Genomic DNA, 26,655 nt, shown 5'->3' on the forward strand with positions numbered 1-26,655 from the left:
CTTTCTACGGGTGAAGAACTGGTTAGGAAGCGGCCGGAGCGGTGAGCCCGGTGATGGAGTCGAGGGGAACGGAGAGGTCGCCGATCTTGACGGTCGGAACGGCGCCGGCATAGGACACCGAGCCGGCGACGCCGGTGCCGGTCGTACCGTCGCTGAGGGTGTAGTCCACAGTGTGGCCGACCAGCTGCGCGGCCGCAGACCGCATCTGGAGGGAGAACGCCTCCTTGCTGTTCGTAGCCATTTCGGTCGTTTTCTCCATCATGGAGAGCTGGATGGTTTGGCTCATCATCTGGTTAGTGTCCATGGGCGCGCTCGGGTTTTGGTTCTTGAGCTGCGCCACGAGCAGGGACATGAACACGTTCGCATCCATGGTCTGCACGGGTGCCCGAACGGCAGAGGCCTGGGCGGCCGTCCCCGCCGCCGTTACCGGCTGGGATGCGATCGGCTGAATCGTCATAAGTCGCGTTCCTTCGTGTCAGACAAGAATGTCGAGGGTGGTCTGGGGGCCGTTCAATATCCTGGCGGTGCGTATGGCTTGACCATCGGCCAACGCGTCCCAGCGGTGTCCGGGCCGCGGCTCGGACGGTCCGTTTCGGCCGCCCGGGCCGGAGCCGCTACCGCCGGGGTCACGGCCGGCGGCGAACTGGGCGCCGGAGCCGGCCCGGTCCTGGCCGGTGCCGTTGTGGCCCCCGCTCTGTCCGGAGCCTCCGGGCCCGCTGTGATCGGACAGGTTAAGGCTGGCTCCGAATCCGGCGTCGTGGAGTTCCTTGCGGAGTTCGGGCAGGATGCCGCGGACCGCTTCACGTCCGGCGTCGCCCGGGGCGAAGAGCTCAATCCGGACGCCCGCGGCGTCGATCTGGGCCCGGACCGTCAGCGGGCCGAGATCTTCCGGGCTAACCTTGAGCGTCATGATGTGCTGGCCGTGGGGCGCCCCCACGAGCGTGAAGAGCGGTTTGGCCAGCTGAGGCTGGAGGGATGCCGCGAAATGGGGAGCCGGCGGGGACGCAGGCTGTGACGGCGGCTGGGCAGCGGGCTGGAACGCAGGCTGGGACACAGTTGCGGCGGCCGTCGGCGGCTGGGCGGGTATTACCGCCGGTGCCGGGCCTGGGTTGTCCGGATCGGACGGTGTCTCCGCGGCGTTGCCTACCGGCGCCGCGGCTGTGGCGCTGGCGGCTGTGGCGCTGGCGGCTGGGGCGGTCCGGGCTTGCCCGGACGCGGACGGTGCGACGGCGGTGACAGCGCCGGTGACAGCGGTGGCGCCTGTCCCGTTGGCCGCCGGTCCGGAGGCCGCTGCGGCGGTGCTCGCTGGCGAAGCCTCACGCGCAGAACCAAGTCCCGGCGCGGTCCTTGCCGCCGCCCCTGCCGGTGTTGCGGAGGCGGCGGGGGCGACCTGCACGGTGGCTGCCGGGGTTGCGCCGGCAGGTGCAACCCCGGGCGACCCGCTGGCCACCGCGGCGGAACCGGGCGCAGGAGTGGTCCCCGCCGTGCCGGCGAGGGTTCTGGCCTGCGGCACGGCCACAGCGGTGGCGGCCGCGGCGGCCGGTGTAGAAACCTGCCCAGCGACCGGGCCGCCAGCGGCTGCATCGGGCCCACCGGCAGCATTGACAAGGGCGTCCGCGCCCGCGGTCTGTGCGGCCGCGACGGCGGGCGACTCACCCTCCCGCACGATCCGATCCGGGACGGAGACCGGTGTCTGGCGCCGAGTGGCCGACAATCCCGTGGCCGCGATGGTTGGGCCCTGAGCGGCGGCAGCCGGCAACTCGGCGGGAAGACCGGCCGCGGTTACGGAGGCAGCGGCGGTCCGTGCCGGAGCAGGGAAACTATCGTGACGGTCCGACGCCGGCGCCACGGCCTGCGCTGACGCGCCGACCTGTGTGAAGGAAACAAACTGGGTGGAGGAGAACTGGGCCGGGGCGAGCTGGGTGGCGGCGAACTGGGCCGTGGCATTCTGCGCCGGCCCAAGGCTGGCGATGCCGGACGAAGCGGCGTCGGCAACCGCCAAAGGGTTCTCGACGGGGCCGGCCAGCGAAGCGCCGTCCGTGCCGTCGTCGCGCACCGGCAGTTCCGGCACCCCGTCGTCGGCCAGCGGTACGGCAGCGGCGGTTCCCGGCCCGGCAGCGGTGCCGTTGCCTGCTGCGCCCTGGACGTCGTTGAGGACGGCGTCGAAGGACGCGGTCTCCGGGCGTCCGTTCCCGGGCCGCGGCTCCGGTCCCTGCCGGGTTGCCCGGACCGGTGCGGCAGCTGCCGGCGCAGCCGCCAGATCCATCGACGCCGCTGCCTTCATGATGCCGTCCCTGCGGGAACGATGCGCCGGATGGAGGTCAGGTTGGACTGCTGCTCCCAGGCATCGCGGATCTGGATGGTCTTGCCGGGCACGGGAGCGTCGATCGCCTTGCCGTTGCCCAGGTAGATGGAAATGTGGTTGCCGCCGAAGCTCACCAGAAGGTCCCCGGGTTTCGCCTCGGCGAGGGAGGCTACCGGGGTGCCCTGGCGCATCTGGTCGCTCACCACGCGGGGAAGCTCCACACCGAGGTCTTTGAAGACCCGCTGGGTGAAGCCGGAGCAGTCCATGCCGGTGGCCGGATTCGTTCCGCCCCACACATAGGGAACACCGATGTACTTCTTGGCCACTGCCACCACGTCGTTGCCCGTCGCGGCACCGCCGGTGTGTACCCCTCCCGTTGCCTGGGCGCCGGTGAGCGCGGCGGTCCCGGTGAGCGGGGCGGTCCCGGCCGCCGTCGTGCCGCCAAGCCCCAGTGAGGTGCCGAGGCCCACGCTGTCCGTGAGGGAGGAGACATCCGTTGCGCCGCTGCCGCCCATTGCCGCGGCAAGTGCCTGCGTGAACGTGGCGGAGTCGCCTGTGCCCGTCGCGGTCGCGAGTGAGGTCGCCGCTGCAGCCTTGGCCGTGGCGGCGCTTGTTTCCGTGGCCGCGGGCCGGCTCAGTTCCGCGATCATCGACTGAATGCCCTGCATCCGGCTGATCGCCTCGGTCATGCTCATGGCTTCACCTGCTGCTCATCGCGGTGCCAGAGCGTCGAGGCGATCTCGTCCAGGGCCGACTGCTCGGCGCGCAGGTCCGCAGAGTGGACCTCGGCGTCGTGGCGGGCTTGCAGTTTTTCCAGCCCCACGGACCGCGTGCGGGCGGCGATGAACTCGGCGCGCGCCTTGGCTTCGTCAGCCTCGGCCAGATGCGTGAGGTTCTGCAGGTCCGCGAGCATGCTGTGCGAGGAAGACCGGGCGGCGGCCACGGCGCGCAAAGAGGCCGAGCTGGAGATGGGGTCATCCGTGGCCGCCAGCTCGCGGCGGGCTGCGGCTTCGCGGACCCGGACGGAGCTGGAACGTGAGCGGGCGCGCGCCAGCCCGGTTGCCGCCTGGTCCTGCTGGAGCTGGCGGAGGCGCAGGAGGCCAGCCAGAGAGAATTCGCGGTTCATGCTGCTGCTTCCAGGATCGAAGTGAGGTGGCCGAGCCGCTGCCAGGACTCGGGGTGGGCGGTGGATTCGTCCATCGGCTGCTGGAGGAAACCGCTGACGTCGTGCTCGTGGTTCAGCGCGGCGTCTACCAGCGGGTTGGTCCCGGCCTGGTAGGCGCCGACGTCGATCAGGTCCTGCGCCGCCCTGCGGGCCGCCAGGACCCGGCGGAGGGTGGCCGCGGACTCGAGGTGCGGCCGGGAATTGACCTTGGTGGCCACCCGGGACACGGATCCGAGCACGTCCACGGACGGGAAGTGCCCCGTGACGGCAAGCTTGCGGTCCAGGACCACGTGGCCGTCCAGGATGGAACGGGCGGCGTCGGCAATGGGCTCGTTGTGGTCGTCGCCGTCCACCAGCACGGTGTAAATGCCGGTGACAGAGCCGGTTTCTGCCGTGCCGGCGCGCTCCAGCAGCCGGGCCAGGATGGAAAACGTCGACGGCGGGTAGCCGCGGGTCGCCGGGGGCTCGCCGGCCGAGAGGCCGATCTCGCGTTGGGCCATGGCCACCCGGGTGAGGGAGTCCATCATGAGGACCACATCCTGGCCCTGGTCACGGAAGGACTCAGCGATCCGGGTGGCAGTGAAGGCTGCGCGCATGCGCATGAGGGCTGGCTCGTCGGAGGTGGCGACCACCACCACGGAGCGCGCCAGGCCGGCGGCGCCGAGGTCGTCCTCGAGGAACTCGCGGACTTCGCGGCCGCGTTCGCCGACGAGGGCGATCACCGAGATCTCAGCGTCCGTACCGCGGGCGATCATCGAGAGCAGGGAGGATTTGCCGACGCCCGAGCCGGCAAACAGGCCCATGCGCTGGCCCTTGCCGAGCGTCGTCATGGTGTCCAGGACGCGCACGCCGGTCTGCAGCGCGGTGTCGATGCGGGCGCGTTTCATGGCGTTCGGTGACTCGTTGTCGATCGGCACGCGCGGTCCGCTGAGCAGCGGGCCCTTGCCGTCGATCGGCCGTCCCAGGCCGTCAAGGACCCGGCCGAACAGGCCCCGCCCGGTGGGAACCAGCACCGCGCTGCCCTTGGCACGGACGGCGTCACCGGCAGCCACGCCGGCCAGCCGGCCCAGCGGCATGCAGCGCACGGAACCGTCCAGCGCCGCGACGACTTCGGCGTCGAGGCCCGGGTTCTCCCCCACGGTCACGAGGTCGCCCAGCGCGCAGTCCAGTCCTGACACTTCCAGGCCCAGCCCAATAACGGAGGTGACGACGCCGACCCTTTGCGGGGCAGCCGCGGCCAGCGCTGCGGCATAGTCGGCACCCTTCGGGCGCCATTCGGCGATCATGCCTGGCCCCGGTAAGCGCCACTGGTAAGCTCACCGGGAAATTCACCGCGAAATTCACCGGGAACTCCGGCGGCAACGCCGGCGGAAGCATCGGCGTCGGCCTGGCCGGTCTCGCCCAGCAGTGCAGCCCGGGCACGCCCGAGGGCGCCGCGAAGGCTGGCGTCGAACCAGCCATGCTGGTATTCGACCTTCGCGTCGCCGCGGCCCAGGGAGGCGTCAGCGATGAGCGGCAGCCCGGCGGGCTGTTCCTGCCCTTCCCCGCTGAGGACCTCGATGTCCGCCGGGTGGAGCCGGATCGCCAGCACCGTGGCTGCGTCGTTTCCGGAGAGGGCTCGGGCCAGGGCGGCGCGTGCGGTCCGCGTGCCTTCGGCCAGTTCGTAGCCGAGGATGGCCTCGGCCAGTTCCAGCGCCGTGCGGGCCAGGATTTCTTCGGCGTCCTGCAGGGCCTGCACGTTGCGGTGCGCGAAGTCCGTCCGTGCCACCGCGAGTGCGCGCACGGCACGGTCCAGGTCCTGCTGCCCGGCGGCCAGGGAAGCGGCTTGTTCGGCGGCCATCCGGTCCCGCCAGCGACGCTGTTCCTTCGCGGCGGCGCGCACACCGGCGGCGTAGCCTGCGGCGTGGCCCTCGGTGTAGCCGGCCTGTTCGGCCGCCGGGCCGCTCGCGCGCAGCGAGGGAAAGACGATCCGCGCCGGGGTGGTGCTGGCGGCAGCGGCGTTGTCAGTAGACATAGTCTTCTTCGTCCCCGCGCTGGATGGTGATCTGGCCTTCGGCCTCGAGCTCGCGGATGGACCGGACGACGGCGGCGCGGGCTTCTTCGATCTGCGAGGCACGCAGCGGCCCCAGGGCGGCGATCTCGGATTCAAGAATTTCCAGATTGCGCCCGGAGACGTTGGTGGTGATGGTTTCCAGGACCGGCTCGGAGGCGCCCTTCATGGCCATCGCCAGGACGGCCGCGTCGAGTCCGCGCAGCACCAGTTGCACGTCGCGGCGTTCCAGTTTCACGATGTCGTCGAACGTCACCATCTGGGCCCGGATCTCCACCGCGAGGTCGGGATCGAGCAGGTCCAGGCCGTCCAGCACGGACCGTTCCGTACCGGCGTCGGTCCGGTTGATGATCTCAAGCAGCGGCTGGATGCCGCCGACCACTTTTGAGGCCCCCTGGGACACGGCTGCGCCGCCGCGGAGTTTGAGGGTGTCGGCGACGATCCCGATCGCCTCGGGCGCGCCGGAGCCCATCGTGGCGATGCTGAGGGCGACGTCGGCCCGCAACGAGCCGGGCAACCCGGACATCACGGCCGAGGCCTTGCGCGGGCTGAGGTGGGCGAGCACCAGGGCGATGGTCTGCGGCAGTTCGCCGTCGATCAGGGCCAGGATCTGGACGGGTTCGATGTCTTCGAGGAACTCAAAGGACTTGCCGGCCATGTTGACCGTCAGGCGGTTCATGAGTCCGGCGGCCCTTTCCGAGCCGAAGGACGCTTCCAGGAGGCCCTCGGCGAGTTCCCGCCCGCCCCGGGCCTGGCGCTGGCTGGTCTGCGCGGCCTGATGGAAGTCCTTCATGATTTCCTCGGCGACGTCCGGGTCCACTTTCCGGAGCTTGACGATCTCGCCCGCGATTTCCTCCGCCTCGGTGTCGGTGAGCTGGGCCATGACCCTGGCGGCGTTCTCGGAGCTCATCTGCATCAGTACGACGGCGGCGCGCTGGGTTCCGGTGAGGACTGCATCTGCTGTTTTCATGCCGGCTGCCTGTCGTCCATGAGGCTGCGCAGGTAATCGGCGGCCCGCTCCGGGTTGGCGGCGACCATGCTGTCGATCTCCAGCCGGCGGCGCTCAATCTCCATCTGTTCGACCGTCGGGCCCGGAAGCGGTGGCAGGGCGGTGAGCGGGATTGCCGACGTCGCCGGCGCGGGCGGCAGGGCCACAACGGGCGGGGCCACCGGCATGATCTCCAGGTCCATGCGTTCGCCGAGGTCCACAGGCTCGCGCTTCTGGCGGCGCCGCAGGATGATCGTGACCACCAGGGCCAGGATCAGCAGGCCGAGCAGGATGCTGCCTGCGGTGACAAGGGTTCCGAAGAACGCGGCCTGCTTTTCGGCTTCAGCGTTGGCCTTGGCATCGGCGAGCGCTCTGGCGGCGTCGTCGGCGGCGGCGGTGCTGAACGGCACAACCTCAACCGTCACCACATCGCCGCGCGCGGTGTCGGCTCCGGCTGCGGAGGTGACGAGATTCTTCAGCGAAACGAGGTTCAGGCCGCCGGCGGCGGCCTGGCTGACGGCCACGGAGATGGTCTGCCGCTTGATGGCACCGGCCGGGATGACCCGGTCCTCGGTGACCTTGTTGACGGCGTTGTTCTTGGTCGCGGTGGAGGAATCGAAGTTGCCATTGCCACTCGTGCCGCTGGGCACAGCGATGTTGTCCGGGCCGAGGACGCCGGCGGCGCCTCCCCCGGTTCCGGTGTATTTCTCGGTCTTGGACGATTCACTCAGCGGCAGGGCGCCGGCGGTGTTGGAGAAAGTTTCGCTCTTCTGCTGTGCGGATTCGCCCGTCACGTCGGCGGCAACGGCGACCGTGGAGTTGCCCGGGCCCACCACGCGGTCCAGGACGGCCCGGACGGCGTCCGAGGTGCGCTGCTGGTAGTCGCTGGCCTGCTTGGTCGACGATCCGGCCGTCCCGCCGCCGACGGTGGAGAGCACGTTGCCCTGGGAATCGACCACGGAGACGTTGGCGGGCTTGAGGTTTTCGATGGCGGCAGAGGTGAGGTGGACGATCGCCTGCACCTTGTCACTGGACAGGGTGGCGCCGGCGTCGGTCTCGATAAACACCGAGGCGGTGGTGTCCGGGGCCTTGGACACAAACACTGTCTTCTCGGGGATGGCGAGCCGGACGGCGGCGGTTTTCACGCCGTCCATGGCGGAGATCGTGCTGGCAAGTTCGCCTTCGAGGGCGCGTTTGTACGTAACGGACTGTTGAAACTCCGAGGACGTCACGCCCATCTTGTCCAGCAGGGAGTACCCGGTGGCGGCGGCAGTCGGCAGGCCCGCGGCCGCGGCCTTAAGGCGCTCGTCGTAGACCTTGTCCTGTGGCACCAGGATGGTGGATCCGCCGTCGCTGAGCTCGTACGGAACGTTGTCCTTGCGGAGCTGTTCGACGATGCCGTTGGCGTCGGTGGTTTGCAGGCCGGAAAACAGGGGGGTGAGCACCGGGCGGGTGAGCCAGGCGGACAGGGCCACGATGCCCACCACCAGCAGGGCAGCGCCAAGCACGGCCAAGGTGCGCTGGCCGGCGGTGAAGCTCTTCAGGCTCGCGCCGAAGCGCTGGAAGAAAGCGGTTATCTGCGGAGGCATCAGGCCTGCATCCTCATGATCTCGTTGAAGGCGTCAACGCCCTTGTTGCGCACGGTGGCCATGAGCTCGAGTGTCACCTGGGCGCGGGTAGCGGCAAGCGTGGCGTTGTGGATGTCGTCCAGGTTGCCGGTCACGGCGGAGACTGCCAGCTGGTTCGACGTCGACTGCAGCTGCTGGAGGTTATCCACCGCGCCGGTGAGGGAGGTTGCAAAGGCGGAGCCGTCCGTGCCGGCAACGGGAGAAGTGCCGCCGACGTAGTTCGTCGGCAGGACACCCTGGACGGGGGCGATGGGGGCGACAGTCATTAGGAGCGTCCAATCTCAAGGGCAGCCATGTAAGTTTCGCGGGCGCGATCGACCACCTGCGCGTTGGCCTGGTATCCGCGCTGGGCGATGATGAGCGCACCCATCTGTTCGGCCATGTCGATGTCCGGGTACTTCACGTTGCCGTTGGCATCCGCCAGCGGGTGGTCCGGCTGGTAGACGATCCTGCCTTCGGCGTTGCCGAGCTGGGTGCTCTTGACGTACACGCCCGAGCCCTCCGAGCCCTCTGCTGCCTCGACGTACCGGGCCTGGAAGGCAGGGCCGGACGTGGCGGAGGCGTTGTTCATGTTGGCGAGGTTGTCCGAGACAGCATCGAGCCATTTGCGGTGGACGGTGAGGGCGGAACCGGCGATGCCGATCATGTCGAAAGTCATCAGCTGGTCCTCAGGGCGGAACGCACGGCGGTGAACTCGTTATTGACGGCGCGGGCGGCGAACTGGAAGCGCAGCACGGTGTCAATGTTGGACAGGGTTTCGGTGTCCAGGTTGACGTTGTTGCCGTTGAGCTGGGTGGGTTCCAGGGAATCCGCCGTGGTTGCCTGGACGCGGCCTTCCCCGGACTGCACCGACGCCGCGAGGGCGTCCTCAAAGCTGACGCGCTTCGCGTGGTAATTCGGCGTGTTGACGTTCGCGATATTGTTCGCGATGGTCCGCTGGCGCAATGCCAGCCCGTCCATGGCACTGGCCAAGGCGGCGGAAGTCACGGATTCGAGCACAGAGTCCTGCCTGGGAAAGGTGGGGGTGGCCGATCCGTGGCCGGTAAGCGAGCGATCCGTGCTCTTACAGTGGTTATCGGCACTGGTCAGCGCCGCGTTAGGCGAAAATGCAACAGTTCTTTCGAAGATTTGAGCTGAGGAAGTTTCAGCCGTTGACGTCGAGGTAGATGGCGGCGGACGACTCCCCCACACCGGGTACCGAGGACACTGCCTGCAGCTGACGGGCCACGTCCATCCGGGCTTCATCGAGCCGGTGGGCAACGCGCTCCTGGGCAGCGGCCAGGGCAGCCGCCCGGCGGCGAGCAGCCGCAGGCAGCGGTCCGGGCCGGGTGGGCGGCGTCCAGCGTTCCACGGGCAGCGGCGCCACGTGATTAGGAGATGCGGCGGACAGCGGGCCCAACGGATCCTTCAGGGTACGCTCCGCGGCCTGCACCGCCATTTCGAGCACATCCAGGATAGCCATCCAAGCTGCCAGGGCTGTGTCAACGGCCGCGGACTCGGTCAGGGTTGATGCGGTGTGGTTGTAACCGGCTCCCCCTAAGCCGATATCCCAGTCAGCCGGCTCAGCCAAAACCGAGGCTCCCGCCACCTGTTCCGGGCTGGGTGTTCCAGGCCCCGGCGGCCGAGAAGGCGGCGGGGGCTGCCGCGGGCAGCTTGGTCGGCGCCGCCACTGCTGGCACTGCAGCGGCGGCTTCATGCCAAGCCTGACGGAGAGGTTCCATTAGCTCGATCGCTTCACGGGTCAATGCCGGATTGCGCTGGATGTTGGCGTTAACCAGAGCAGTGTGGGTGTAGTTGTAAAGGCCCAGCAACCCGTCGGCGCCGTCCCAGGTGCCGAGCTTAAGTGAGGACGATAGCTCAGAGATGATGGCCTGAGCGTGCAAAAGGTTTTCCGAGGCGACTTGCCAGTTCCCGGCTTGCTGCGCGGTTTCGGCCCTTCCAAGGTCCAGCAGCAGCCGGTCGTAAAGCATGGTGAGCAGGCGCGCCGGCGGGGCTGAAAGGACAGAATCCGCCAGATACTGGTTCCGCTGAGCCGAACTGCCGTACGAGGTGGTGGTCATGCTTGGTTACTTCCTGAGGAGAGGCCGGAGAGCTGGGAGGTAAGCCACGACTGCTGCGCCTTCATGCCGCTGAGCGCCACCTCGAGGGCGGAATACGTGTGCTGGAGCGCTTCTTTTCGTGACGCCAGCCGGAGATCCCAATCGCTGATGCGGCCGTCCAAGTCCTTGACCTCGGACTGCTGGCCGGTGATCTTGGACGTCAGGGTGCCGTCGTACTTGTCAGAAGCCCGCGTAGCGGCGGCGGCAATCCGAGTGGCAATCTCCTGCACCTTGGCTCCGACTCCGGACGGGTCCGCGGCGAGGGCTGCAGCGAATTTCTTGTCGTCGAATTCCATGCTGCCGGTCTTGGTGATGCTTATGCCGATTTCCGAAGGAGAGCTCGGCGGGGTTCCAACGGGCAAGAACGCCGCGGACAGAATGGCCTGATTTACGGCCCGCACCGAGCTGTCGCCGGAGAAAATTCCGGCCGTAGTGGACGAGCCGCTGCCACTGACGGCGGTCTTGCTGGCCACGAGGGAGAAGATGCCGTTGGCACCGGCGATGAGGTCGGACGCCAGTTTTGTGATCGCCGCGTCATCGCGGGCCACCTTGAGCGTGACAGTTTGGTTCGACGCCTCGCTCACGGTCAGTGACGTGCCGGGCAAGACGTCGGCAAAGGTATTGGTCGAAGATTTAACTGTCAGGGCCGCGTCGGATCCAGCCCACAGGACCACCTCCGCGTCCTGGGCGTTCTTGGCGTTGGCGAACATGTTTGGCGGGTCCGAAATCGTGAATTCCCCGGCGCTGCCCGACTTCGTGGCGGTCAGCTGCAGGCGAAAGTTCCCTGAACCCACGGAGACCTTGCTGGCCGTGACGCCCGCACCGGCAGCGTTGACGGCTTTGATGACGTCGTCCAAGTTACTGGTTAACGGAGTGACGGTGAAGGATTGGCCGCCGCTGTTGATGGTCATGGTGGTGTAGGGCCAGCCCACCGCGCTATCTACCGTCCCGGACACCGCCACCTGGGTCTGCGCCAACTTCGCGACCTGGAAGTCTACTGATCCGGCTTGTGCGGCTGAAGTGGTTGTTACGGCGACTTTGTCGCTGCTCGTCGTTGCCGCGAACAGGTCCAAGGCCCCGGCCTTGGACGCGGCGCTCGCCTGCGTCGCCAAGGCAGCGACTTTACTGTTGAGCCCTTGGAGCGCAGACACCATGGACTGGATGCCCGCGGACTTGGATTTGAGCTGGGTCTGCGGGATGGCCTCGACTTGCATCAGCGAGTTGATCAACGAAGTGGTGTCAAGCCCGCTGGCCAATCCATCAAGGGCGATTCCCATGGCTGCTCCTCCTTGGTAGCTAGATGATCAGGTGCTGACTCGAAACTCGGGGACTGCGCGGAAGGGCCGGACGATGGATTACTCCTATCGTCCGGCCCTCACCGGTCCAAACAGTACTACCGGATGGTGGCCGGGAGCGGTTTAGCGCAGGAGCTGGAGAACGCCCTGGCCGGACTGGTTGGCCTGGGCAAGCATCGCAGTGCCGGCCTGGGACAGAATGCCGGCCTTGGTGTACTTGACCATTTCGGAAGCCATGTCGGTGTCCTGGATGCGGGACTGGGCCGCGGACAGGTTTTCCTTGGCGATCGCGACGGTCTTGCTGGCGGACTCGAGCCGGTTCTGCGTGGCGCCGAGGTCCGAACGGGATGCGGAGACCGCCTTCAGGGCAGCGTCGATCGTGGTGATCGTGCCCTGAGCATTAGCCGCGCTGGTCAGGTCGAAGGCGCCTGCAGCGTTGTTATTCGCGCCGGCCAGGGTGCCGAGGTCGGTCGGCATGTCGGCCAGGTTGATGGTGATCTGGTCGTCGGCGTTGCCATTGGCGCCCACCTGGATGACCATCGTGGCCGCGGAGCCGTCCAACAGAGCCTTATCGCCGAACTTGGTGTTGTCGGTGATGCGCTGCAGCTCCTGGCCGAGGGACTTGGCTTCGCCATTGATGGCGGAGATGGCGTCGGCGCTGTTCGCACCGTTGTTGCCCTGGACGGCGAGGTCACGCATGCGCTGCAGGATCGAGGTGACCTGGCCGAGGGCGCCATCGGCGGTCTGGATGACCGAGATGCCGTCCTGGGTGTTGCGGCCGGCCTGGTCCAGACCGGAGACCTGCGAGCCGAGGGCAGTGGCGATGGACATGCCGGCAGCGTCATCGGCTGCACGGTTGATCCGCAGGCCGGACGAAAGCTTTTCGAGCGACTTGGACAGGTCGTTCTGGGTGTTGTTCAGGTTGCGGAAGGCGTTGTTGGCGCCGAGGTTGGTGTTGATCTGCATACCCATGGTGAATTCCTCCGTGATTGGGATGTTAAGCGATGGCCCATCCGTGGGCCTTCGGAAGTAGCTATCGCCGTTTGATATGCACAGGTAAGCGGAATTCGGAAAATTTTTTCCTGACGCGTTCATCACGCCATGAGTCTTGTTGTCCGCCGTATTGCGGCTAACGAATCCCACACCCCGGCCGATAGTTTCTACGAGCCCAGCTGTTGGCTGCATCGTCCGCACGCTTGACCAGCCACACCGGCACCACCGCACCTGTCACCCGCTACATTCACACACATGAGGGAGCCGTCCAGACCATGGCCATCCACGAACTTTCAGCCCTGCTGTGGCGGGAGCGTGAACTCCTGGACGTTCTGACTTTCAAGCTTGAGGAAGAGCAACTGTTGCTGACCTCGGGCAAGTCCCGCTGGCTGCCCCACGGGACCAAGGAAGTGGAACAGGTGCTGGGGCACCTGGCCCAGGCGAGCCTGGCCCGTACCATCGAGGCCGCTGTCGTCGCCGAGGTCTGGGGACTTCCCACCGATGCCTCTCTGGCCGAGCTGGCCGCCGCCGCCCCGGAAGGAGCTTGGGCCGAGGTCCTCACCGCGCACCTGACGGCACTGACCCGCCAAACGGCGCTGATCAAGGAGCTGCGCGATTCCAACGAGCAGTACCTGCGCACTGCGGTCCGCTCCACTCAGGAGTCGCTTGCCGATCTAAACCCCGCGGCCGCCGCCGGCACTTACGATGCCCACGGCAAGACCGGGCAATCAGCCGGTTCCCGAATCTTCGACCAGCAATTCTAAGGAAGCGACCATGAGCACCTTTGGCGCCCTGAACACGGCCTACCGCGGACTTACTGCCGCCCAGCAGGGCATGAATGTGGCCGGCCAGAACATCGCCAACGCCGCCACCGAGGGATATACCCGTCAGCGTGTCGAGCAGTCCTCGCTGGCCGCGCCCGCGCGCGGGCTCTTCAGCGGCGGCCCGTTGCAGGCCGGTCAGGGTGTTTCGGTGGACGCCATTGCACGTCTCGGCAGCAGCTTCCTTGACGGCAGCGTCCGCTCGGCCGGAGCCCAGGCCGGCTACGCGAGTGTTCGTTCCTCGGCTCTGCAGGGCATCGAAGGCGTGCTTCAGGAGCCCGGCGAGAACGGTATCTCAACCGCGTTGCAGGGTTTTTGGTCCGCTTGGCAAGCCGCGGCCAACCAGCCCTCGGAGGACGGTCCGAAAGGGCTCCTGCTGAATGCCGCCAACTCCGTGACGGATAAGATCTCCTCCGCGTACCAGGCCCTCGACGCGCAATGGAGCAGGACCCGCGCCCAGGCCTCCGACAGTGTTGACGCCGTCAACGCGGCTGCCGCCCAGGTTGCTTCCTACAACACCACTATCCGTTCCACCGTCGCCGCCGGCGGATCGGCCAATGAGCTGATCGACGCCCGGGCCAAGCTCACGGAGAAGATCGCCAGCCTCGCCGGCGGCACTGTCCGCGAGCAACCCGACGGCACCGTGGACGTGCTCGTCGGCGGCAATGCCCTGGTTACGGGCGGCTCAGTGCGGACGCTCGCGCTCTCGGGCTCCTCATCGGATCGGATGGGGTCGCCTGTGCAACTTGAATGGACGGACCGGAGCGGTGTCGCCGTACCTGTCGACGGCGGCGAAATCGCTGGCGCCTTGTCCGTGTTGGCACCGGCGGCCACACCACCATCCACGCCCGGCTCCGGCGGCGCGATCGCCGAGGCCGCCGAGAATTACAACAACCTTGCCGTGGCCCTCGCAACGGCCGTGAACAAAGTGCACCAAGACGGAGTCACCGGCACCGGCGCCACGCGGATCAACTTCTTCACGGTTAGCGGCACCGGCCCCGCCGCGCTGAACATCAAGGGACCCGCAAACACCGCCGATGTCGCCCTCAAGGGCGCCAGCGGAGGCGCCCTGGATACCAGCATCGCGGACGAGATTTCGCAGCTCGGCACCGGACCGGCTTCACCGGACAAGGTCTGGTCAGGCATCGTCACAAGCATCGGCGTTCAGTCACGTGGCGCCCAGCAACATGAGTCCCTCACCGCAGCGGCGCAGGCATCGGCGTTGACCGGCCGCGCCTCGCAGGCCTCCGTGAGCCTGGACGAAGAGAACGTCAGCCTGCTGGCCAACCAGCACGCCTACCAAGCCGCGGCCCGCGTGATGACCGCCGTCGACGAGGCCCTTGACGTCCTGATCAACCGCACCGGATTGGTAGGAAGGTAGCCACATGCTGAACCGGGTAACAAACCTGACCATGAGCGCGAATGCCCAGCGGACACTGCAGACCCAGCAGTCCAGGCTGGCCGAGCTGCAGGAAAAGGCAACCTCACTCAACAAGATCTCCCGCCCGTCAGACGATCCTGCCGCGACGGCGCAGGCCCTCGAGACCCGGGGTCTGCTCGCGGCCAACGCCCAGTACGGCCGGAATATCGAGGACGGCAACACCTGGCTCACGGCTGCAGATTCTGCCCTTGAGCAGGCCACCAACGTCATGAACCGGATCAGGGACCTCACCGTGCTGGCCGGAAACGGTTCCCTGCCCCAGTCCGGCAAGGACGCCATCGCTGTCGAGATGGATGCCCTCAACCAGGATCTCGTTTCGATCGCCAACAGCAAGCATCTGGGCCGCAACATTTTCGCCGGCAGCTCGGATGCCGATCAGGCTTTCACCCCGGGTGCGCCCCGGGATCCGACCAACCCGGCCGACGCCGGCCAGCCGCCGAGTTTCAACGGGGCTGGTGTCAGCCCGGTCGAGAGGCGCGTCAGCGCCACCCAGACCGTTCGGGTCGACGCCGACGGCGGAGCGATCTTCGGGAGCGACGCCGGTTCCGTGTTCGCGGTCGTCAGCAACATCGCCGCGCAACTTCGGACCGGTGGGGTGATGACCTCGCAGCTGGCCGACGTCGACACTGCCTTTAAGAAAATCGTCAACGGGCGTGCTGAAATTGGAACACGCCAGGCGCAGCTGGAACGCGCCGGCAACGTCAACACCGAATTGGAGGCCAACTTGGATGCGCAGAAGACTGGCATAGAAAAGGCAGATCTCGGCAGCGTCATCATGGACCTGAAGCTTCAGGAAACCAACTACCAGGTGGCCCTCGCCGCGACGGCACGGGTGCTTCAGCCCACCCTGATGGACTTCCTGCGATGAGCACCCCGGTCATGGACACTCCCATCGCAAGCCTGCCCGTCACCTTCACCGCACCCATGCCCGGCTTCGAGGATCTGCACGACTTCTCGCTGCGCAGCATCGAAGGCGCGGCCGGCCTCTACGCGCTGGAGGCGGGTTCCACCGCGGTGCGGCTGTTCCTGGCCGATGCCGCCATGTTCGCGCCGAGCTACGCTCCGCCGATCCCGGCCGACTCGCTGGAGTCGCTAGATTTCAGCGAGCGCGAGGAGCCCCAAGTGCTGATTGTGGTCAGCCACGCCCCCGGCTCTACCACCGTCAACCTCATGGCGCCGATCATTCTCAACCGCCGCACGGGCCGCTGCACCCAGCTCGTCCTGGACGGCCGGGACTACCCGCTGCGGGCAGAGCTCAACTCGCTCTAGCCAACCCGCTCCGGGCCGAGCTCAGCTCGCTCTCGCCAACCCGCCGGGCAGGCGCGCAGCTCGGCCCTTCCACCCCGGCCATCACCAGAAGTGCGCCACGTCCACCACGAGTCGTGACCCGGCGCCCGGCCCGGACATGGTCAGGACCCGGAACGGCAGCCGCGCGCGGACTCCCAGGCCCAGGCTGCTGTAACCTTCGAAACTGCCCGCCCACGCCACCTGCCTGAACGTCTGGTAACCGGTCACGTCTGCCAGTTCCCTCTTGTTCGCCGGGTTGTAGGTGGGCTTGCCGGCGTCGTCATATGCAGGCGCGTTGACCGTGAGCTGAATGAAGGCCTGGCCCCGCAGCGGGACCGGCAGGCCGGACCCGTCCTGCACCACCTCGGGCACGTAGCGGATGGTGTAGCCGGCCACAGGGCCGTTGAGCTCAATGACCAGCCGGTCAAAACAGTAATGCTGACCGGACCGCACGTTGACCACCTTGGCCCGGCTCATGGCCGAATCCGTTTTGATCAGCGAACCCCAGACCTGTCCGCAGTACGGGTCCGCGGCGGCCGGCGCCGGCGCAAGCACCCCGAGACCGGCGGCCATCAGCACTGCCGCGAGCAAGGCGGGGATCTTCTTCAACTGGGCCTTTTTCAACGCGGCCACCCCCTGGTGCTGCCTGAGCCCTTGGGCTGGCTGAACTGTCAGCGCAGGTCAGACGCTTCCAGCGTAGGCGGCCCCGAACCGGCGGGCGAGGCCCTCAACCGTTTCGGCGCCCAACCGTTAATGTGGCCCGTTCCTGGTCACGGACGGATTTCACGCACAGATCTCGAGACCTTCCTTCACGAACAGATAACACGCCGGGCCGCGGGCCATGCCAGGAACGAAGAAGCGCCGGCACCCCAGGGGGTCCGGCGCTTCGTGCGGTTTGCTGTCTCATCGACCGCGGGACGTCGCCGGCTGCGGAAAGCAGCCGGAACGGGCGAAGCTTCTTAGCCTTCGCAGTCGCGGCAGTACTTCATGCCGTTCTTTTCAAGGGCGACCTGGGACCTGTGACGGACCAAGAAGCAGGAGGAGCAGGTGAATTCATCGGACTGCTCGGGAACAACAATGACCGTCAGCTCTTCGCCGGACAGATCCGCACCCGGAAGATCGATGCCTTCCGCGGTGTCGTTCTCATCGACGTCGATCACAGCAGTCTGCGCGCCGCCGCCTCGGGACGCCTGAAGGGCCTCCAGCGACTCAGCGGGAGATTCTTCCTCTGTCTTGCGTGGGGCGTCGTAATCGGTAGCCATATCGGGGTTCACTTTCGTTGCTACGCAGCGCCATTTCAGGCACCTCAGTGAAGCAGTTTAGGACATTTCGCGGGGAGTTGAGGAATAGTGTGGCCAATCAGACACAATGAGTCGGACGGGGCGCGGGAGGCGGCCCCCGGCCGAAGCTCCGGCCGCGCCCTTCGGGTGGGCAGTTCAGGCGACCGGCCAGACCACCAGCGTCTGCCACTTCGCCGGGTCGGGCTCGGCGCCGGGATCGGTGAGGTAGTACTCCCACATTGCTTCCCCCGGGCTCGCACCGTCCTGCCGCATCCGCGCCATGATCGCCCCGTAGGTCTGCTGCAGTGATTCGTAGGGCCCGATGTGCATCGCCTCGTAGGCCCGGCCTGCCGGAAGGGCCCCGGCGATGACCGCAGTGTCCGCGCTGCCCGGGTTCGTGAAAGGCGCGGCGAGGGGGAACCCCGCCTCGACGTCGACGACGTCGGTCGGCGTGCCTCGGTACAGCGCAAACGGGGGTCCGGCCAGCTGCACATGCTGCTCCTGCACCGCCCCCATGACGGCGCCGAAGGCACGGCCGAAAAAGTCCCGCAGCGCATTCATCGGGACAGTCTCACGCACCACTGCAGTGGGCTGTTCCTTGAGTTGGGCGGGCTTGATGTCCGGAGCCGCCCCCGGGTTTGTCTGAGTCATACGCCCAGCGTCTGCCGCGTCCAATCGGCGGTCTAGGGCCTTACGGCCCCCGCCCACGGAGGGGCCCGCAGCGTGTCCGGCCGCACGCGCCCTGACACGGCGCACGTATGGCCGCGGATAAATAAATGAACTTTATTCATATTAGGTATTGCCCCGCACCGCGATGAGCCCAATACTAAATGAACAACGTTCATTTATGTGACGCCCGTCTCACTGGAGTAGCCATGATCGAAATCACGTCCCTCGACACCCCGCCCTCCCTCGCCCGCACCGCACCGTCCAGCCGGCCGGCACTGCGTGTCGGCGTCGTGCAGCACCGCTGGCATCCTGACGCCGCGGCCCTGCACGCCGAACTGGACGAAGGCATCGGGCGGGCCGCCCGGTTGGGGGCCGACGTCGTCTTCCTGCCCGAGCTCACACTGTCCCGGTACCCCGCGGACACGCTGCCCGAAAACGACACCACCCGGGGCCGGTCCCCGCGCCCGCGGCCCTCGGACATCGCCGAGGACCTGTTCACCGGCCCCACGTTCGGCTTCGCGGCGGACGCGGCCCGCCGGCACGGAATCTGCGTCCACGCCTCGCTGTACCAGAAGGCGGAGAGCCCGGACGGTTCTGACGACGGCCTGGGCCTGAACACTGCCATCCTGGTATCCCCCGAAGGCGAACTGCTGGCCCGCACGCACAAGCTGCACATCCCCGTCACGGCCGGCTACTACGAGGACAAGTTCTTCCGGCAGGGCCCGGACGGCGACGACGCCTACGAGGTCCATTCCCCCGCCGAGCTCGGCGGTGCACGGTTGGGCATGCCCACCTGCTGGGATGAATGGTTCCCCGAGCTGGCGCGGATCTACTCCCTCGGCGGGGCAGAACTCCTGGTCTACCCCACCGCCATCGGCTCCGAGCCGGACCACCCGGGCTTTGACACCCAGCCGTTGTGGCAGCAGGTCATTGTGGGCAACGGCATTGCCAACGGGCTGTTCATGGTGGTCCCCAACCGCTGGGGCAGCGAAGGCACGCTGGACTTCTACGGCTCTTCCTTCATCTCCGATCCCTACGGCCGGATCCTCGCCCAGGCACCGCGGGACGAGTCGGCGGTGATTGTTGCGGACCTCGACCTCGACCAGCGCCGGGACTGGCTCACGCTCTTCCCCTTCCTGGCCACGCGCCGCCCGGACACCTACGCGCGGCTGACCGAACCCGTACGACCCGACGCCCCGCTCGGCCTCAACGCGTATGAGGCCACGGCACTGCGGACCACGGCGCAGAAGGCCACAGCATGAGCGCCTGGCGGATGCCGTCCGAAACGGCACGCCAGGACCGCGTCTGGATGGCGTTCCCCACCGGCGGCTACACGCTGGGCGAAACAGAGGCAGAAGCCCACGCCGCCCGCTCCGTCTGGGCCGCCGTCGCGAACGCCGTCGTGGAATTCGAACCGGTCACCATGCTGGTGGCGCCGGCGGATGTAGGGACCGCTGCCCGCTACCTCCGCCCCGACATCGAGGTGGTCACCGCCGCCTTGAACGACGCCTGGATGCGGGACATCGGCCCCACGTTCGTGCTGGACGACGGCGGCCGGCTCGGCGCCGTGGACTGGGTGTTCAATGGCTGGGGCGGCCAGGACTGGGCCGCCTGGGACAAGGACTCGCTCGTGGCAGCCGCCGTCGCGGCACGCTCGGGGGCCAGCCACCTCGTCTCGCCGCTGGTGAACGAGGGCGGCGGCATCCACGTCGACGGCGAAGGCACAGTCCTCGTCACCGAGACGGTGCAGCTGGATCCGGGCCGGAACCCGGGGCTCAGCAAGGCCGACGTCGAGGCCGAACTGGCCCGGACCCTGGGCACCACCCACGTCGTCTGGCTTCCGCGCGGTCTGACCCGGGATTCGGAACGGTTCGGCACTAGGGGCCACGTCGACATCGTCGCGGCCATCCCGTCCCCGGGCACCGTGCTGGTCCATTCCCAGCAGAATCCGGCACATCCCGATTTCGAGGTCAGCAGGAGCATCATCAGCCACCTCGCCACCACCCGGGACGCGGCCGGCCGCGAATGGAACATCATCGAAGTCCCAGCCCCGGAAACCCTGACGGATGAGGAAGGCTTCGTCGACTACAGCTACATCAACCACCTGGTGGTCAACGGCGGCGTCATCGCCTGCACGTTCGGCGACCCGATGGACGAAAAAGCCCTGCGCATCCTCAGCGACGCCTACCCCGGCCGCAAGGTGGTGGGCATCGACGCCCGCGAGCTCTTCGCCCGCGGCGGCGGCATCCACTGCATCACCCAACAGCAACCGTCCGCCTCCCGGAATCTCCCAGAATAAAGGTCAGCCATGAGTCAAACTATCGGCCGTGAAGACGGCACCATCACGCACGACGCCGTCGATCCGGCCGGTTCCAAGCACGGCATCACGGGCAAGGGGCTCAAGGGCGGCCAGCTTGGCCTGCTCGCCGTTGTGGTCCTGGGCATCTCTTCCGTGGCGCCCGCCTACAGCCTCACCAGCTCGCTGGGACCGGCCGTTGGCGCCGTGGGCGTGCAGCTGCCGGCGATCTTCATCGTCGCGTTCATCCCCATGATCCTGGTGGCGTTCGCCTACCGCGAGCTCAACGCCGATTCCCCGGACAGCGGTACCACCTTCACGTGGGCCACGAAGGCGTTCGGCCCGTTTGTCGGCTGGATGGGCGGCTGGGGGCTGCTGGCCGCCAACATCATCGTCCTGTCCAATCTGGCCGGCGTCGCGGTGGACTTCTTCTATCTCTTCCTGGCCCAGGTGTTCAACAACCCCGAACTCGCGGACCTGACCTCGAACACGGCCGTGAACATCGTTACCTGCCTGGTATTCGTGGCATTGGCCGTCTGGGTCAGCTACCGCGGCCTGCACGCCACCAAGCTCGTGCAGTACAGTATGGTCGGCTTCCAGGTGCTGGTCCTGGGCGTCTTCATCGTCATGGCGCTCACCCACGCAGCGTCCGGTGACGCAGGCACCTCCCTCGCGTTCAGCTGGGACTGGTTTAACCCCGCCAAGATCGAGAGCTTCGAGCAGTTCACCGCCGGCATGTCACTGGCCGTCTTCGTCTACTGGGGCTGGGACGTGTGCCTCACCGTGAACGAGGAAACGAAGGGCGGCCGGGGCACCGCGGGCAAAGCGGGGACGACGACGGCGGTCGCCGTTCTGGCCCTCTACCTCGCCGTGATCGTGGCCACCATGATGGTGGCCGGCACAGGTGCCGACGGCATTGGCCTGAATAACCCGGACAACCAGGCGAACGTCTTTGCCGCGCTCGCCTCGCCCGTCATGGGTCCGCTGGCCATCCTGATGTCCCTGGCCGTGCTCTCCGGCACCGCGTCCTCCCTGCAGTCCACCATGGCCTCCCCCGCCCGCAGCCTGCTGGCGATGGGGCACTACGGGGCGCTGCCGCCGCGCTTCGCATCTGTCAGCAAGCGCTTCGGGTCCCCGGGCTACGCCACGGTGATCGCGGGCCTGCTGTCCGGCGGCTTCTACGCCGTCATGAAGGTGGTCAGCGAAAACGTCCTTAACGACACCATCATGGCCCTGGGCCTGATGATCTGCTTCTACTACGCCCTCACGGCCTTCGCCTGCACGTGGTACTTCCGGCACAGCCTGTTCTCCAGCGTCCGCAACTTCTTCATGCGGCTGCTGTTCCCGGCCCTGGGCGGCCTGGTCCTCACCGTGGTCTTCTTCCAGACCGCTGTGGACAGCTGGGCGCCGGAGTTCGGCAGCGGCTCCGAGGTCTTCGGCGTGGGCCTGGTGTTCATCCTGGGCATCGGCATCCTGGCCCTTGGCGTTGTGGTCATGCTCGTGACCGCGAAATTGCATCCGGGCTTCTTCCGGGGCGAGACCATCCGGAAGGACACGCCCGCCCTGGTGGTTCCGGAGTAGCCGCCGGACTCATCGACCCGTACGGCCCCGCTCCCCGGACTCCAGGAGCGGGGCCGTACGTCTTTCGCGCCTCTACGGCGCCGGGTTCAGCAAGGATTGCCCGCGCTGCCGCCGCCATCCGGGGCGGCTGGGGCTGGTCACGGCTGCGAGTTGAAGACGTCGGGCCCAAAAGCGTCGACTCCGGGCGCACCGGCATATCCGAGGCGTGGCAGCGAGAAAATGTCTTCGATCGTGGCCAGAAGGCTGTAATGGCTGTACGTCTTGTCCGATGTTGTGCCGCCCCGGACGAAGGGGGAGAGCACCACGGCACCGACGCGGCCCCCGGCCGTTCCTCCGGGAACGCCCTTTGGGCCTTGTCTGGCCCCCTCAGCTTCGTCAAAGGTAATGACAAGCATCCCGTCCTGCTTATAGGCAGGGGAGTCCAGAATCGCGGGGATCTGTTTCTGCAACCAGACGTTGGAACTGACCAGGCCTCCCTCCCTGCCGTCCGCGCAGGGACTGTCATGCCCGTCATTGCATAAGTTGGGGCTGATGTAGGAAAGGTTCGGGGTGGTCGCTGCGGACTTAAGATCGCCCGCAAGTTCAGTGAAGTCGACCACGTTCTTCTGACAATCCGGAGAAGACGTGATCGCCGCGAAGTACACAAAGGGATTGTGCCGGGTCGCGTATTGATCATCCGGTGAGGCGTCCTGGTTATCGTCCTCGGCCCCGGCCTCAGGGTGCCGGCATGGACTCTTCATCCCCTCCATGTAGCCCTTCCAAGTTTTACCGGCCGCACTGAGCTGCCCCGCGACGGTCGGCACCGACGCGGGATAGACGCAGCCGGTACCTTCCACCTGCCCCAGCCCGGCGGTGCCCGCTGGCACGAACGGGACATATGTGCCGCAATCTTCCCGGGTCATGGGGTTGGAGGCCTGCCCCGAAATCTGCGCGATGTAATTGGGAGCGGAGTGATGGGCGATTGCGTAGTACTTGGAAAGCAACACGCCCTTGGAGCGAAGCGTCTCAGACAGGTAGGGAGCGTCCGAGTCAGCGCCCCAGGCCGCGTCGAATCCTTGATTCTCGAGATTGATCACAAACACGTGCCCCGGGCGGTCCGCGCGGGCGCCCGTCGCGGGCGCCTGACTGCCGACGGCTGACCCTGGCTGGCAGCCCGAAACTGCCAGGACTGTTGCCGCTGCCAGCACCAACAGGCCGGCAGCGCCCCGACCGATGGTTCCTTTCGATTTTCCGGGGTTCATGCGCATCCCGCTTTCTTGTTGCGCGTGGAGCAGGGGCGGCCCGATACCCTTCGGTCACGGCCCTGCTCTCGAGACCGACAAGTCGCTGGAACCAGCATAGGTCTCCGGCTCAGAGATGTCCCTCCCCCGAACACCTTGTTAAGCTCCCTGGTTGGCGCCGCGACGCCGGGAATGACCGGTTCAACAGCTTCGGTGCCGAAGAGGGCCGGCCGGTATCGCCGCCCATCCCGGGGCGCTTTTGGGCCTGGTTCCGTCCCCTGCGCCCGCTGATCGCGGCGTGTTCGTGTCAAAGCGCCCCCGGACAGCACGCCGCGGCCAAACTCAGCAGTGGCGCGCGCAGTATCCGTGCATGAAAAACCCCTCCATCTCGGGCAAAATGGCCGGGATGGAGGGGTTTGTGGGGCCCCTGTCGGATTCGAACCGACGCCCCCCCGCTTTATGACCAGGTGCTATTGACTGCCCGGACTCGGCCCGTTCAGGCCCGCATTTGCGTGGTTTTGCGAACAATGGCAAGCAACGAATAGTCACCCGTTGGTGCTGATTGGGGTGAGTAAAGGGTGAGTCGGTTGCAATCGCCTCACCTGGGCGACTCTCCCGCCGCCCGCAGATTACGAAGGGCCCATTATCGGCAGTGAAAACCAGCTGCAATCAGGTGATTCTCGCTGACGTTGTTGAGGTCTCCGTGGGCCACAGCGCCGCGGTTGATTCTATGGGATTCGGTGAGGCCGACCTTGGCCTTGAACCCAGAGTCCGCGCCGTGGAGGTATCGCTCGAAACGGGACTATGTCCGGGAGCAGTTCCCGATGTTCTGCCAGCGCCGCTCTGAATGCATGCACTGCAACGCAGCATCGGTGAGGTTATTGGCATCGAGGGCCGGGATCAGCAGGACGGCTCGCTGGTCCCGGCCCTCATGTGCCCGTTCCTTGGGGAGCTCGGCAGTGGTGTTGCGGGGTTTTAGGCCCAGCGGAGGACGAGCGGATCATGCCGTTTGGCAAGTTCGATGAGCTGGGAACGCGTGCCCGGATGAAGCTCCCCGATCGGCGCCCTGGTTTTGTCGCTGTCGATGAGGTTTCCCTCCTTCATCAGCACTTTTGTCGCCCGCAGTCCGCACTGGCGGTTTTCGAAGTGGATGAACGGGAGCAGCTCTTCCCAGTGGCTGACCGCTTCATCTCGTTTGCCGTCATGGAAATCCCTGACGATCTGGCCCAGCTCATCCGGGACCATGCAGCTGCTCATCGTGCCTTGGGCTCCGGCCTCGAGGTCGGGGATGAGAGTGATGGCTTCCTCTCCGTCGAAAGGACCGGGCAGGTCGTTGCCCGCTGCCGATATCAGGGCGCGTAGTTTGTCCGCCGCCTGCGGCGTTTCTATTTTGGCGTACTTGATCTGGGGGATCTCCCTGGCCAGGTGTGCCAGCAGCGGTACGGATAGCGCCGTGGGGCTCATCGGTGCATCCTGGATCATGATGTCGATTTCCACGCCGTCGGAGACGCGGCGGAAGTATTCCAGGATTGCCTCGTCATCGACCTTCATGGTGGCGCCGAAGAAGGGCGGCATGAGCATGACGAGGGAGGCGCCCATTTCCTGGGCTTGGAGGCTGCGGTCACGGGCGATGCGGGAGCTGAAGTGGCTGGTTGTGACGCATACGGGGAGCCTGCCGGCGGCTTGGTCCAGGGTCGCCGCCAGGACGAGCTCACGCTCTTGGTCCGTCAGGGAAAACTGTTCGGAGTAGTTGGCGAGGATGCAGACAGCGTCGGAGCCGCCGTCCACAAGGTAGTCCACGACCCGGCGCTGACCTTCGAGGTCGAGTTCCTCGTTGTCGGTGAATATGGTGGGCGCTACTGGCATTACGCCCTTGATGACGCTCATAGTGTGACGTTTTCCTTGCTCTTGAGTGTCATTGTCATGGCCGGGCCAGTGCGGGCACCGGTTCCGTTTCGTAGTCTTCGGCGTCAACGTCCCGGCCGTGCGGATCCCATTTGTTGACGAGGATGACCAAGATGGCAATTGCCGGGACGACGGCGAGGACGAGCAGCGCCTTGGTGCCCCAGGCCGCGGTGGCCAACGGCCAGAACACTAGCCCGGCGATGGCTCCAAGGCGGATACCGATCTGTGTGAAGCCGGTTCCGGCGCCGCGCAGCGACGTGGGGTAGGACATGGTCGCCATCGTCATGCCTTGAGCGCCGGGGCCGGCAGCGTGGCAGAAGATCAGCAGGCCAATGACGAGGGCACCCACCCAAGACCAAATTCCCTCGACGTTGCTGAGATTGCCGGCGATGATCATGCAGAGGAAGGTGCCGCAGAAACCGTATAGCGACAGTTTGCGTGGCCCAATCTTGCCGGACAGCTTGGCTCCCAGGAAGCCACCGGTCACACCGAAGCAAAGGTTGAGGATGAGGGACGAAATAATGTTCGTCATGACGTTCTGGGTGTGCAGCATAGCCAGCACAATTTGCCCGACAAAGAAGCCGACAGCGTAGTACTCCATAGCCTGGCCCGCGTTGATGACGCCGGCCAGGACCGTGCGCGCCCGGTACCTCCGGCCGACGAGCTTGCCCCACGCCTGGGTCAGGGTCATCTGGAACTGCTTGCGCTCGGCGCGCGGATCAACAGCGTCGGGGGCGACTTCAGCATCAATACTGTAGGTCCCTTTGAGGATCTTTGCGGCTTCGTGGAGTCCGAGGTTCTGCGCGGCCCATGAAGGTGATTCCGCCATATACTTCTGGCGGAAGACCATGATCAGGATGGCTGGTACAGCGCCGAAGCCGACGACGATCCGCCACATCTGGTTTTCGCCCCAGTTCATGGACTGGAACAGGAAGTACACGGGGATCAGCAGGGCAAAGGTCGAGGCGACGGCCACGTACCACATGGGCTGCCACAAGGAGACGGTGCCACCTTTCTTCTTACGTGAGGCATATTCAGCCAGGAAACTGAATGCCACCGGGAAGTCGACGCCGATGCCGACGCCCATGATGAACCGAGCGATGATGAGGGTCCAAACGTCCGGCGCAAGGGAGCAGGCGATTGCAGCCACGACGAAGAAGACCATGTCGGCCATAAAGACCTTGAACCGGCCGAGCTTGTCAACGAAGTATCCGCCGAAGACGGATCCGACCAGCGCACCGACCATGATCGAAGCAGAGACAAAAGCGAGCATGCCGGGCGTCAGGTGGAAATCTTTGGCGATGTAGGGCATTCCAAAGGCCACTGAGGTGAAGTCGTAGGCGTCGAGGAAAATGCCGCCCAGGGCAATCAAAGTGATAGCGAAGGACTTACCCGTCCGGAGCCGACCGCTATTGATCAGTTCCGTCACATCTTGGGCCGAGCGCAGGACAATTTTTTTACCCGCCTGCACGGGAGAAACCGGACCGTCTGTCATTGACGTATTCCTTTCGTGGACACACTACTTTGTGTGTTCTAAATTTCGAACGTTGATCGAAGTGATGGCAAAGCTGCGATCAGGTCATGGTGACTGGGATCACCCGGAAGTCTAAGGATGTGCAGGGGCGTCCGTCA

Annotated in this window: 28 protein-coding genes; 7 read left to right on the plus strand and 21 right to left on the minus strand. The window is 66.4% G+C overall.

Going from position 1 to position 26,655, the window contains the following annotated elements; translation table 11 throughout:
* Positions 1–22: 22 nt before the first annotated feature.
* From BLQ10_RS19440 to BLQ10_RS19510, 15 genes are all read right to left on the minus strand, one after another.
* The gene (locus tag BLQ10_RS19440) at positions 23–457 is read right to left on the minus strand and encodes a flagellar hook assembly protein FlgD (protein WP_091564654.1); all 435 of its coding nucleotides are present in this window, start codon (positions 455–457) and stop codon (positions 23–25) included.
* A gap of 18 nt (positions 458–475) precedes the next feature.
* Positions 476–2,284 carry a flagellar hook-length control protein FliK gene (locus BLQ10_RS19445; RefSeq protein ID WP_091564655.1) on the minus strand — a complete coding sequence of 603 codons (1,809 nt, stop codon included), beginning with the start codon at positions 2,282–2,284 and terminating at the stop codon, positions 476–478.
* Complete coding sequence (locus BLQ10_RS19450; protein WP_091564656.1) at positions 2,281–3,000, minus strand: C40 family peptidase; 720 nt, start codon at positions 2,998–3,000, stop codon at positions 2,281–2,283. Before BLQ10_RS19450 ends, BLQ10_RS19445 begins: the two co-directional genes overlap by 4 nt.
* Positions 2,997–3,431, minus strand: coding sequence for a flagellar FliJ family protein (locus BLQ10_RS19455; protein ID WP_091564657.1), 435 nt, complete (start codon positions 3,429–3,431; stop codon positions 2,997–2,999). Before BLQ10_RS19455 ends, BLQ10_RS19450 begins: the two co-directional genes overlap by 4 nt.
* Positions 3,428–4,756: a FliI/YscN family ATPase gene (locus tag BLQ10_RS19460; RefSeq protein ID WP_091564658.1), complete on the minus strand. Its 1,329-nt coding sequence runs from the start codon at positions 4,754–4,756 to the stop codon at positions 3,428–3,430. Before BLQ10_RS19460 ends, BLQ10_RS19455 begins: the two co-directional genes overlap by 4 nt.
* The gene (locus BLQ10_RS19465) at positions 4,753–5,484 is read right to left on the minus strand and encodes a FliH/SctL family protein (RefSeq protein ID WP_091564659.1); all 732 of its coding nucleotides are present in this window, start codon (positions 5,482–5,484) and stop codon (positions 4,753–4,755) included. The genes BLQ10_RS19460 and BLQ10_RS19465 overlap by 4 nt, the downstream gene beginning before the upstream one ends.
* Entirely contained in the window at positions 5,474–6,490 is a 1,017-nt protein-coding gene (gene fliG / locus BLQ10_RS19470) for a flagellar motor switch protein FliG (protein ID WP_091564660.1), read from the minus strand. The genes BLQ10_RS19465 and fliG overlap by 11 nt, the downstream gene beginning before the upstream one ends.
* Positions 6,487–8,097, minus strand: a complete 1,611-nt coding sequence (fliF, locus tag BLQ10_RS19475; protein ID WP_091564661.1) for a flagellar basal-body MS-ring/collar protein FliF — start codon at positions 8,095–8,097, stop codon at positions 6,487–6,489. The genes fliG and fliF overlap by 4 nt, the downstream gene beginning before the upstream one ends.
* On the minus strand, positions 8,097–8,402 hold the full coding sequence (gene fliE, locus BLQ10_RS19480; RefSeq protein ID WP_091564662.1) for a flagellar hook-basal body complex protein FliE: 306 nt from the start codon (positions 8,400–8,402) through the stop codon (positions 8,097–8,099). Before fliE ends, fliF begins: the two co-directional genes overlap by 1 nt.
* A complete protein-coding gene (locus BLQ10_RS19485; protein WP_091564663.1) occupies positions 8,402–8,794 on the minus strand; it encodes a flagellar basal body rod protein FlgC in 393 nt (130 codons plus the stop codon). The genes fliE and BLQ10_RS19485 overlap by 1 nt, the downstream gene beginning before the upstream one ends.
* Positions 8,794–9,135 (minus strand): flagellar basal body rod protein FlgB, encoded by a 342-nt coding sequence (gene flgB / locus BLQ10_RS19490; protein WP_091564664.1) that lies wholly within the window; start codon positions 9,133–9,135, stop codon positions 8,794–8,796. Before flgB ends, BLQ10_RS19485 begins: the two co-directional genes overlap by 1 nt.
* A 145-nt stretch (positions 9,136–9,280) precedes the next feature.
* Positions 9,281–9,706, minus strand: a complete 426-nt coding sequence (locus tag BLQ10_RS19495; RefSeq protein ID WP_091564665.1) for a hypothetical protein — start codon at positions 9,704–9,706, stop codon at positions 9,281–9,283.
* Entirely contained in the window at positions 9,699–10,196 is a 498-nt protein-coding gene (fliS, locus tag BLQ10_RS19500; RefSeq protein ID WP_091564666.1) for a flagellar export chaperone FliS, read from the minus strand. The genes BLQ10_RS19495 and fliS overlap by 8 nt, the downstream gene beginning before the upstream one ends.
* Positions 10,193–11,512, minus strand: a complete 1,320-nt coding sequence (gene fliD, locus BLQ10_RS19505; RefSeq protein WP_091564667.1) for a flagellar filament capping protein FliD — start codon at positions 11,510–11,512, stop codon at positions 10,193–10,195. Before fliD ends, fliS begins: the two co-directional genes overlap by 4 nt.
* 141 nt (positions 11,513–11,653) lie before the next feature.
* On the minus strand, positions 11,654–12,502 hold the full coding sequence (locus BLQ10_RS19510; protein ID WP_175558701.1) for a flagellin N-terminal helical domain-containing protein: 849 nt from the start codon (positions 12,500–12,502) through the stop codon (positions 11,654–11,656).
* A 224-nt stretch (positions 12,503–12,726) separates the two neighbouring features.
* Here BLQ10_RS19510 and BLQ10_RS19515 point away from each other — a divergent pair, with 224 nt between their 5' ends.
* From BLQ10_RS19515 to fliW, 4 genes are read left to right on the plus strand one after another with little or no spacing between them, the layout of a single operon-like run.
* Complete coding sequence (locus BLQ10_RS19515; protein WP_368086532.1) at positions 12,727–13,287, plus strand: flagellar protein FlgN; 561 nt, start codon at positions 12,727–12,729, stop codon at positions 13,285–13,287.
* Positions 13,288–13,297: 10 nt separating this feature from the next.
* Complete coding sequence (flgK, locus tag BLQ10_RS19520; protein WP_091564668.1) at positions 13,298–14,725, plus strand: flagellar hook-associated protein FlgK; 1,428 nt, start codon at positions 13,298–13,300, stop codon at positions 14,723–14,725.
* A 4-nt stretch (positions 14,726–14,729) separates the two neighbouring features.
* A complete protein-coding gene (gene flgL / locus BLQ10_RS19525; RefSeq protein ID WP_091564669.1) occupies positions 14,730–15,653 on the plus strand; it encodes a flagellar hook-associated protein FlgL in 924 nt (307 codons plus the stop codon).
* The gene (fliW, locus tag BLQ10_RS19530) at positions 15,650–16,054 is read left to right on the plus strand and encodes a flagellar assembly protein FliW (protein ID WP_091564670.1); all 405 of its coding nucleotides are present in this window, start codon (positions 15,650–15,652) and stop codon (positions 16,052–16,054) included. The genes flgL and fliW overlap by 4 nt, the downstream gene beginning before the upstream one ends.
* Positions 16,055–16,135: 81 nt before the next feature.
* On the opposite strand, the gene BLQ10_RS19535 is transcribed toward fliW, so the two are convergent.
* The 3 genes from BLQ10_RS19535 to BLQ10_RS19545 form a co-directional block, all read right to left on the minus strand.
* Entirely contained in the window at positions 16,136–16,645 is a 510-nt protein-coding gene (locus BLQ10_RS19535; protein ID WP_091564698.1) for an AMIN-like domain-containing (lipo)protein, read from the minus strand.
* A 386-nt stretch (positions 16,646–17,031) separates the two neighbouring features.
* Positions 17,032–17,334, minus strand: coding sequence for a DUF4193 domain-containing protein (locus tag BLQ10_RS19540; protein WP_018775830.1), 303 nt, complete (start codon positions 17,332–17,334; stop codon positions 17,032–17,034).
* Positions 17,335–17,508: 174 nt separating this feature from the next.
* Positions 17,509–18,003: a GyrI-like domain-containing protein gene (locus tag BLQ10_RS19545; protein WP_091564671.1), complete on the minus strand. Its 495-nt coding sequence runs from the start codon at positions 18,001–18,003 to the stop codon at positions 17,509–17,511.
* Positions 18,004–18,227: 224 nt separating this feature from the next.
* Between BLQ10_RS19545 and BLQ10_RS19550 the strand changes: the two genes are divergently transcribed.
* From BLQ10_RS19550 to BLQ10_RS19560, 3 genes are read left to right on the plus strand one after another with little or no spacing between them, the layout of a single operon-like run.
* Complete coding sequence (locus BLQ10_RS19550) at positions 18,228–19,283, plus strand: nitrilase-related carbon-nitrogen hydrolase (protein WP_091564672.1); 1,056 nt, start codon at positions 18,228–18,230, stop codon at positions 19,281–19,283.
* A complete protein-coding gene (locus BLQ10_RS19555) occupies positions 19,280–20,320 on the plus strand; it encodes an agmatine deiminase family protein (protein WP_091564673.1) in 1,041 nt (346 codons plus the stop codon). Before BLQ10_RS19550 ends, BLQ10_RS19555 begins: the two co-directional genes overlap by 4 nt.
* A 9-nt stretch (positions 20,321–20,329) precedes the next feature.
* Positions 20,330–21,898: an APC family permease gene (locus BLQ10_RS19560; protein WP_254785680.1), complete on the plus strand. Its 1,569-nt coding sequence runs from the start codon at positions 20,330–20,332 to the stop codon at positions 21,896–21,898.
* Between the two features lie 137 nt (positions 21,899–22,035).
* Here the strand turns inward: BLQ10_RS19560 and BLQ10_RS19565 are convergent, their stop codons facing one another.
* From BLQ10_RS19565 to BLQ10_RS19580, 3 genes are all read right to left on the minus strand, one after another.
* Entirely contained in the window at positions 22,036–22,974 is a 939-nt protein-coding gene (locus tag BLQ10_RS19565) for an alkaline phosphatase family protein (protein WP_254785681.1), read from the minus strand.
* Between the two features lie 1,119 nt (positions 22,975–24,093).
* On the minus strand, positions 24,094–25,005 hold the full coding sequence (locus BLQ10_RS19575) for a dihydrodipicolinate synthase family protein (RefSeq protein WP_091564674.1): 912 nt from the start codon (positions 25,003–25,005) through the stop codon (positions 24,094–24,096).
* 34 nt (positions 25,006–25,039) lie between these two features.
* Positions 25,040–26,518, minus strand: coding sequence for an MFS transporter (locus BLQ10_RS19580; protein ID WP_091564675.1), 1,479 nt, complete (start codon positions 26,516–26,518; stop codon positions 25,040–25,042).
* Between the last annotated feature and the right edge of the window lie 137 nt (positions 26,519–26,655).

The organism is Arthrobacter sp. ok362 (genome assembly GCF_900102785.1).
In the GTDB taxonomy this organism is placed as follows: Bacteria; Actinomycetota; Actinomycetes; order Actinomycetales; family Micrococcaceae; genus Arthrobacter.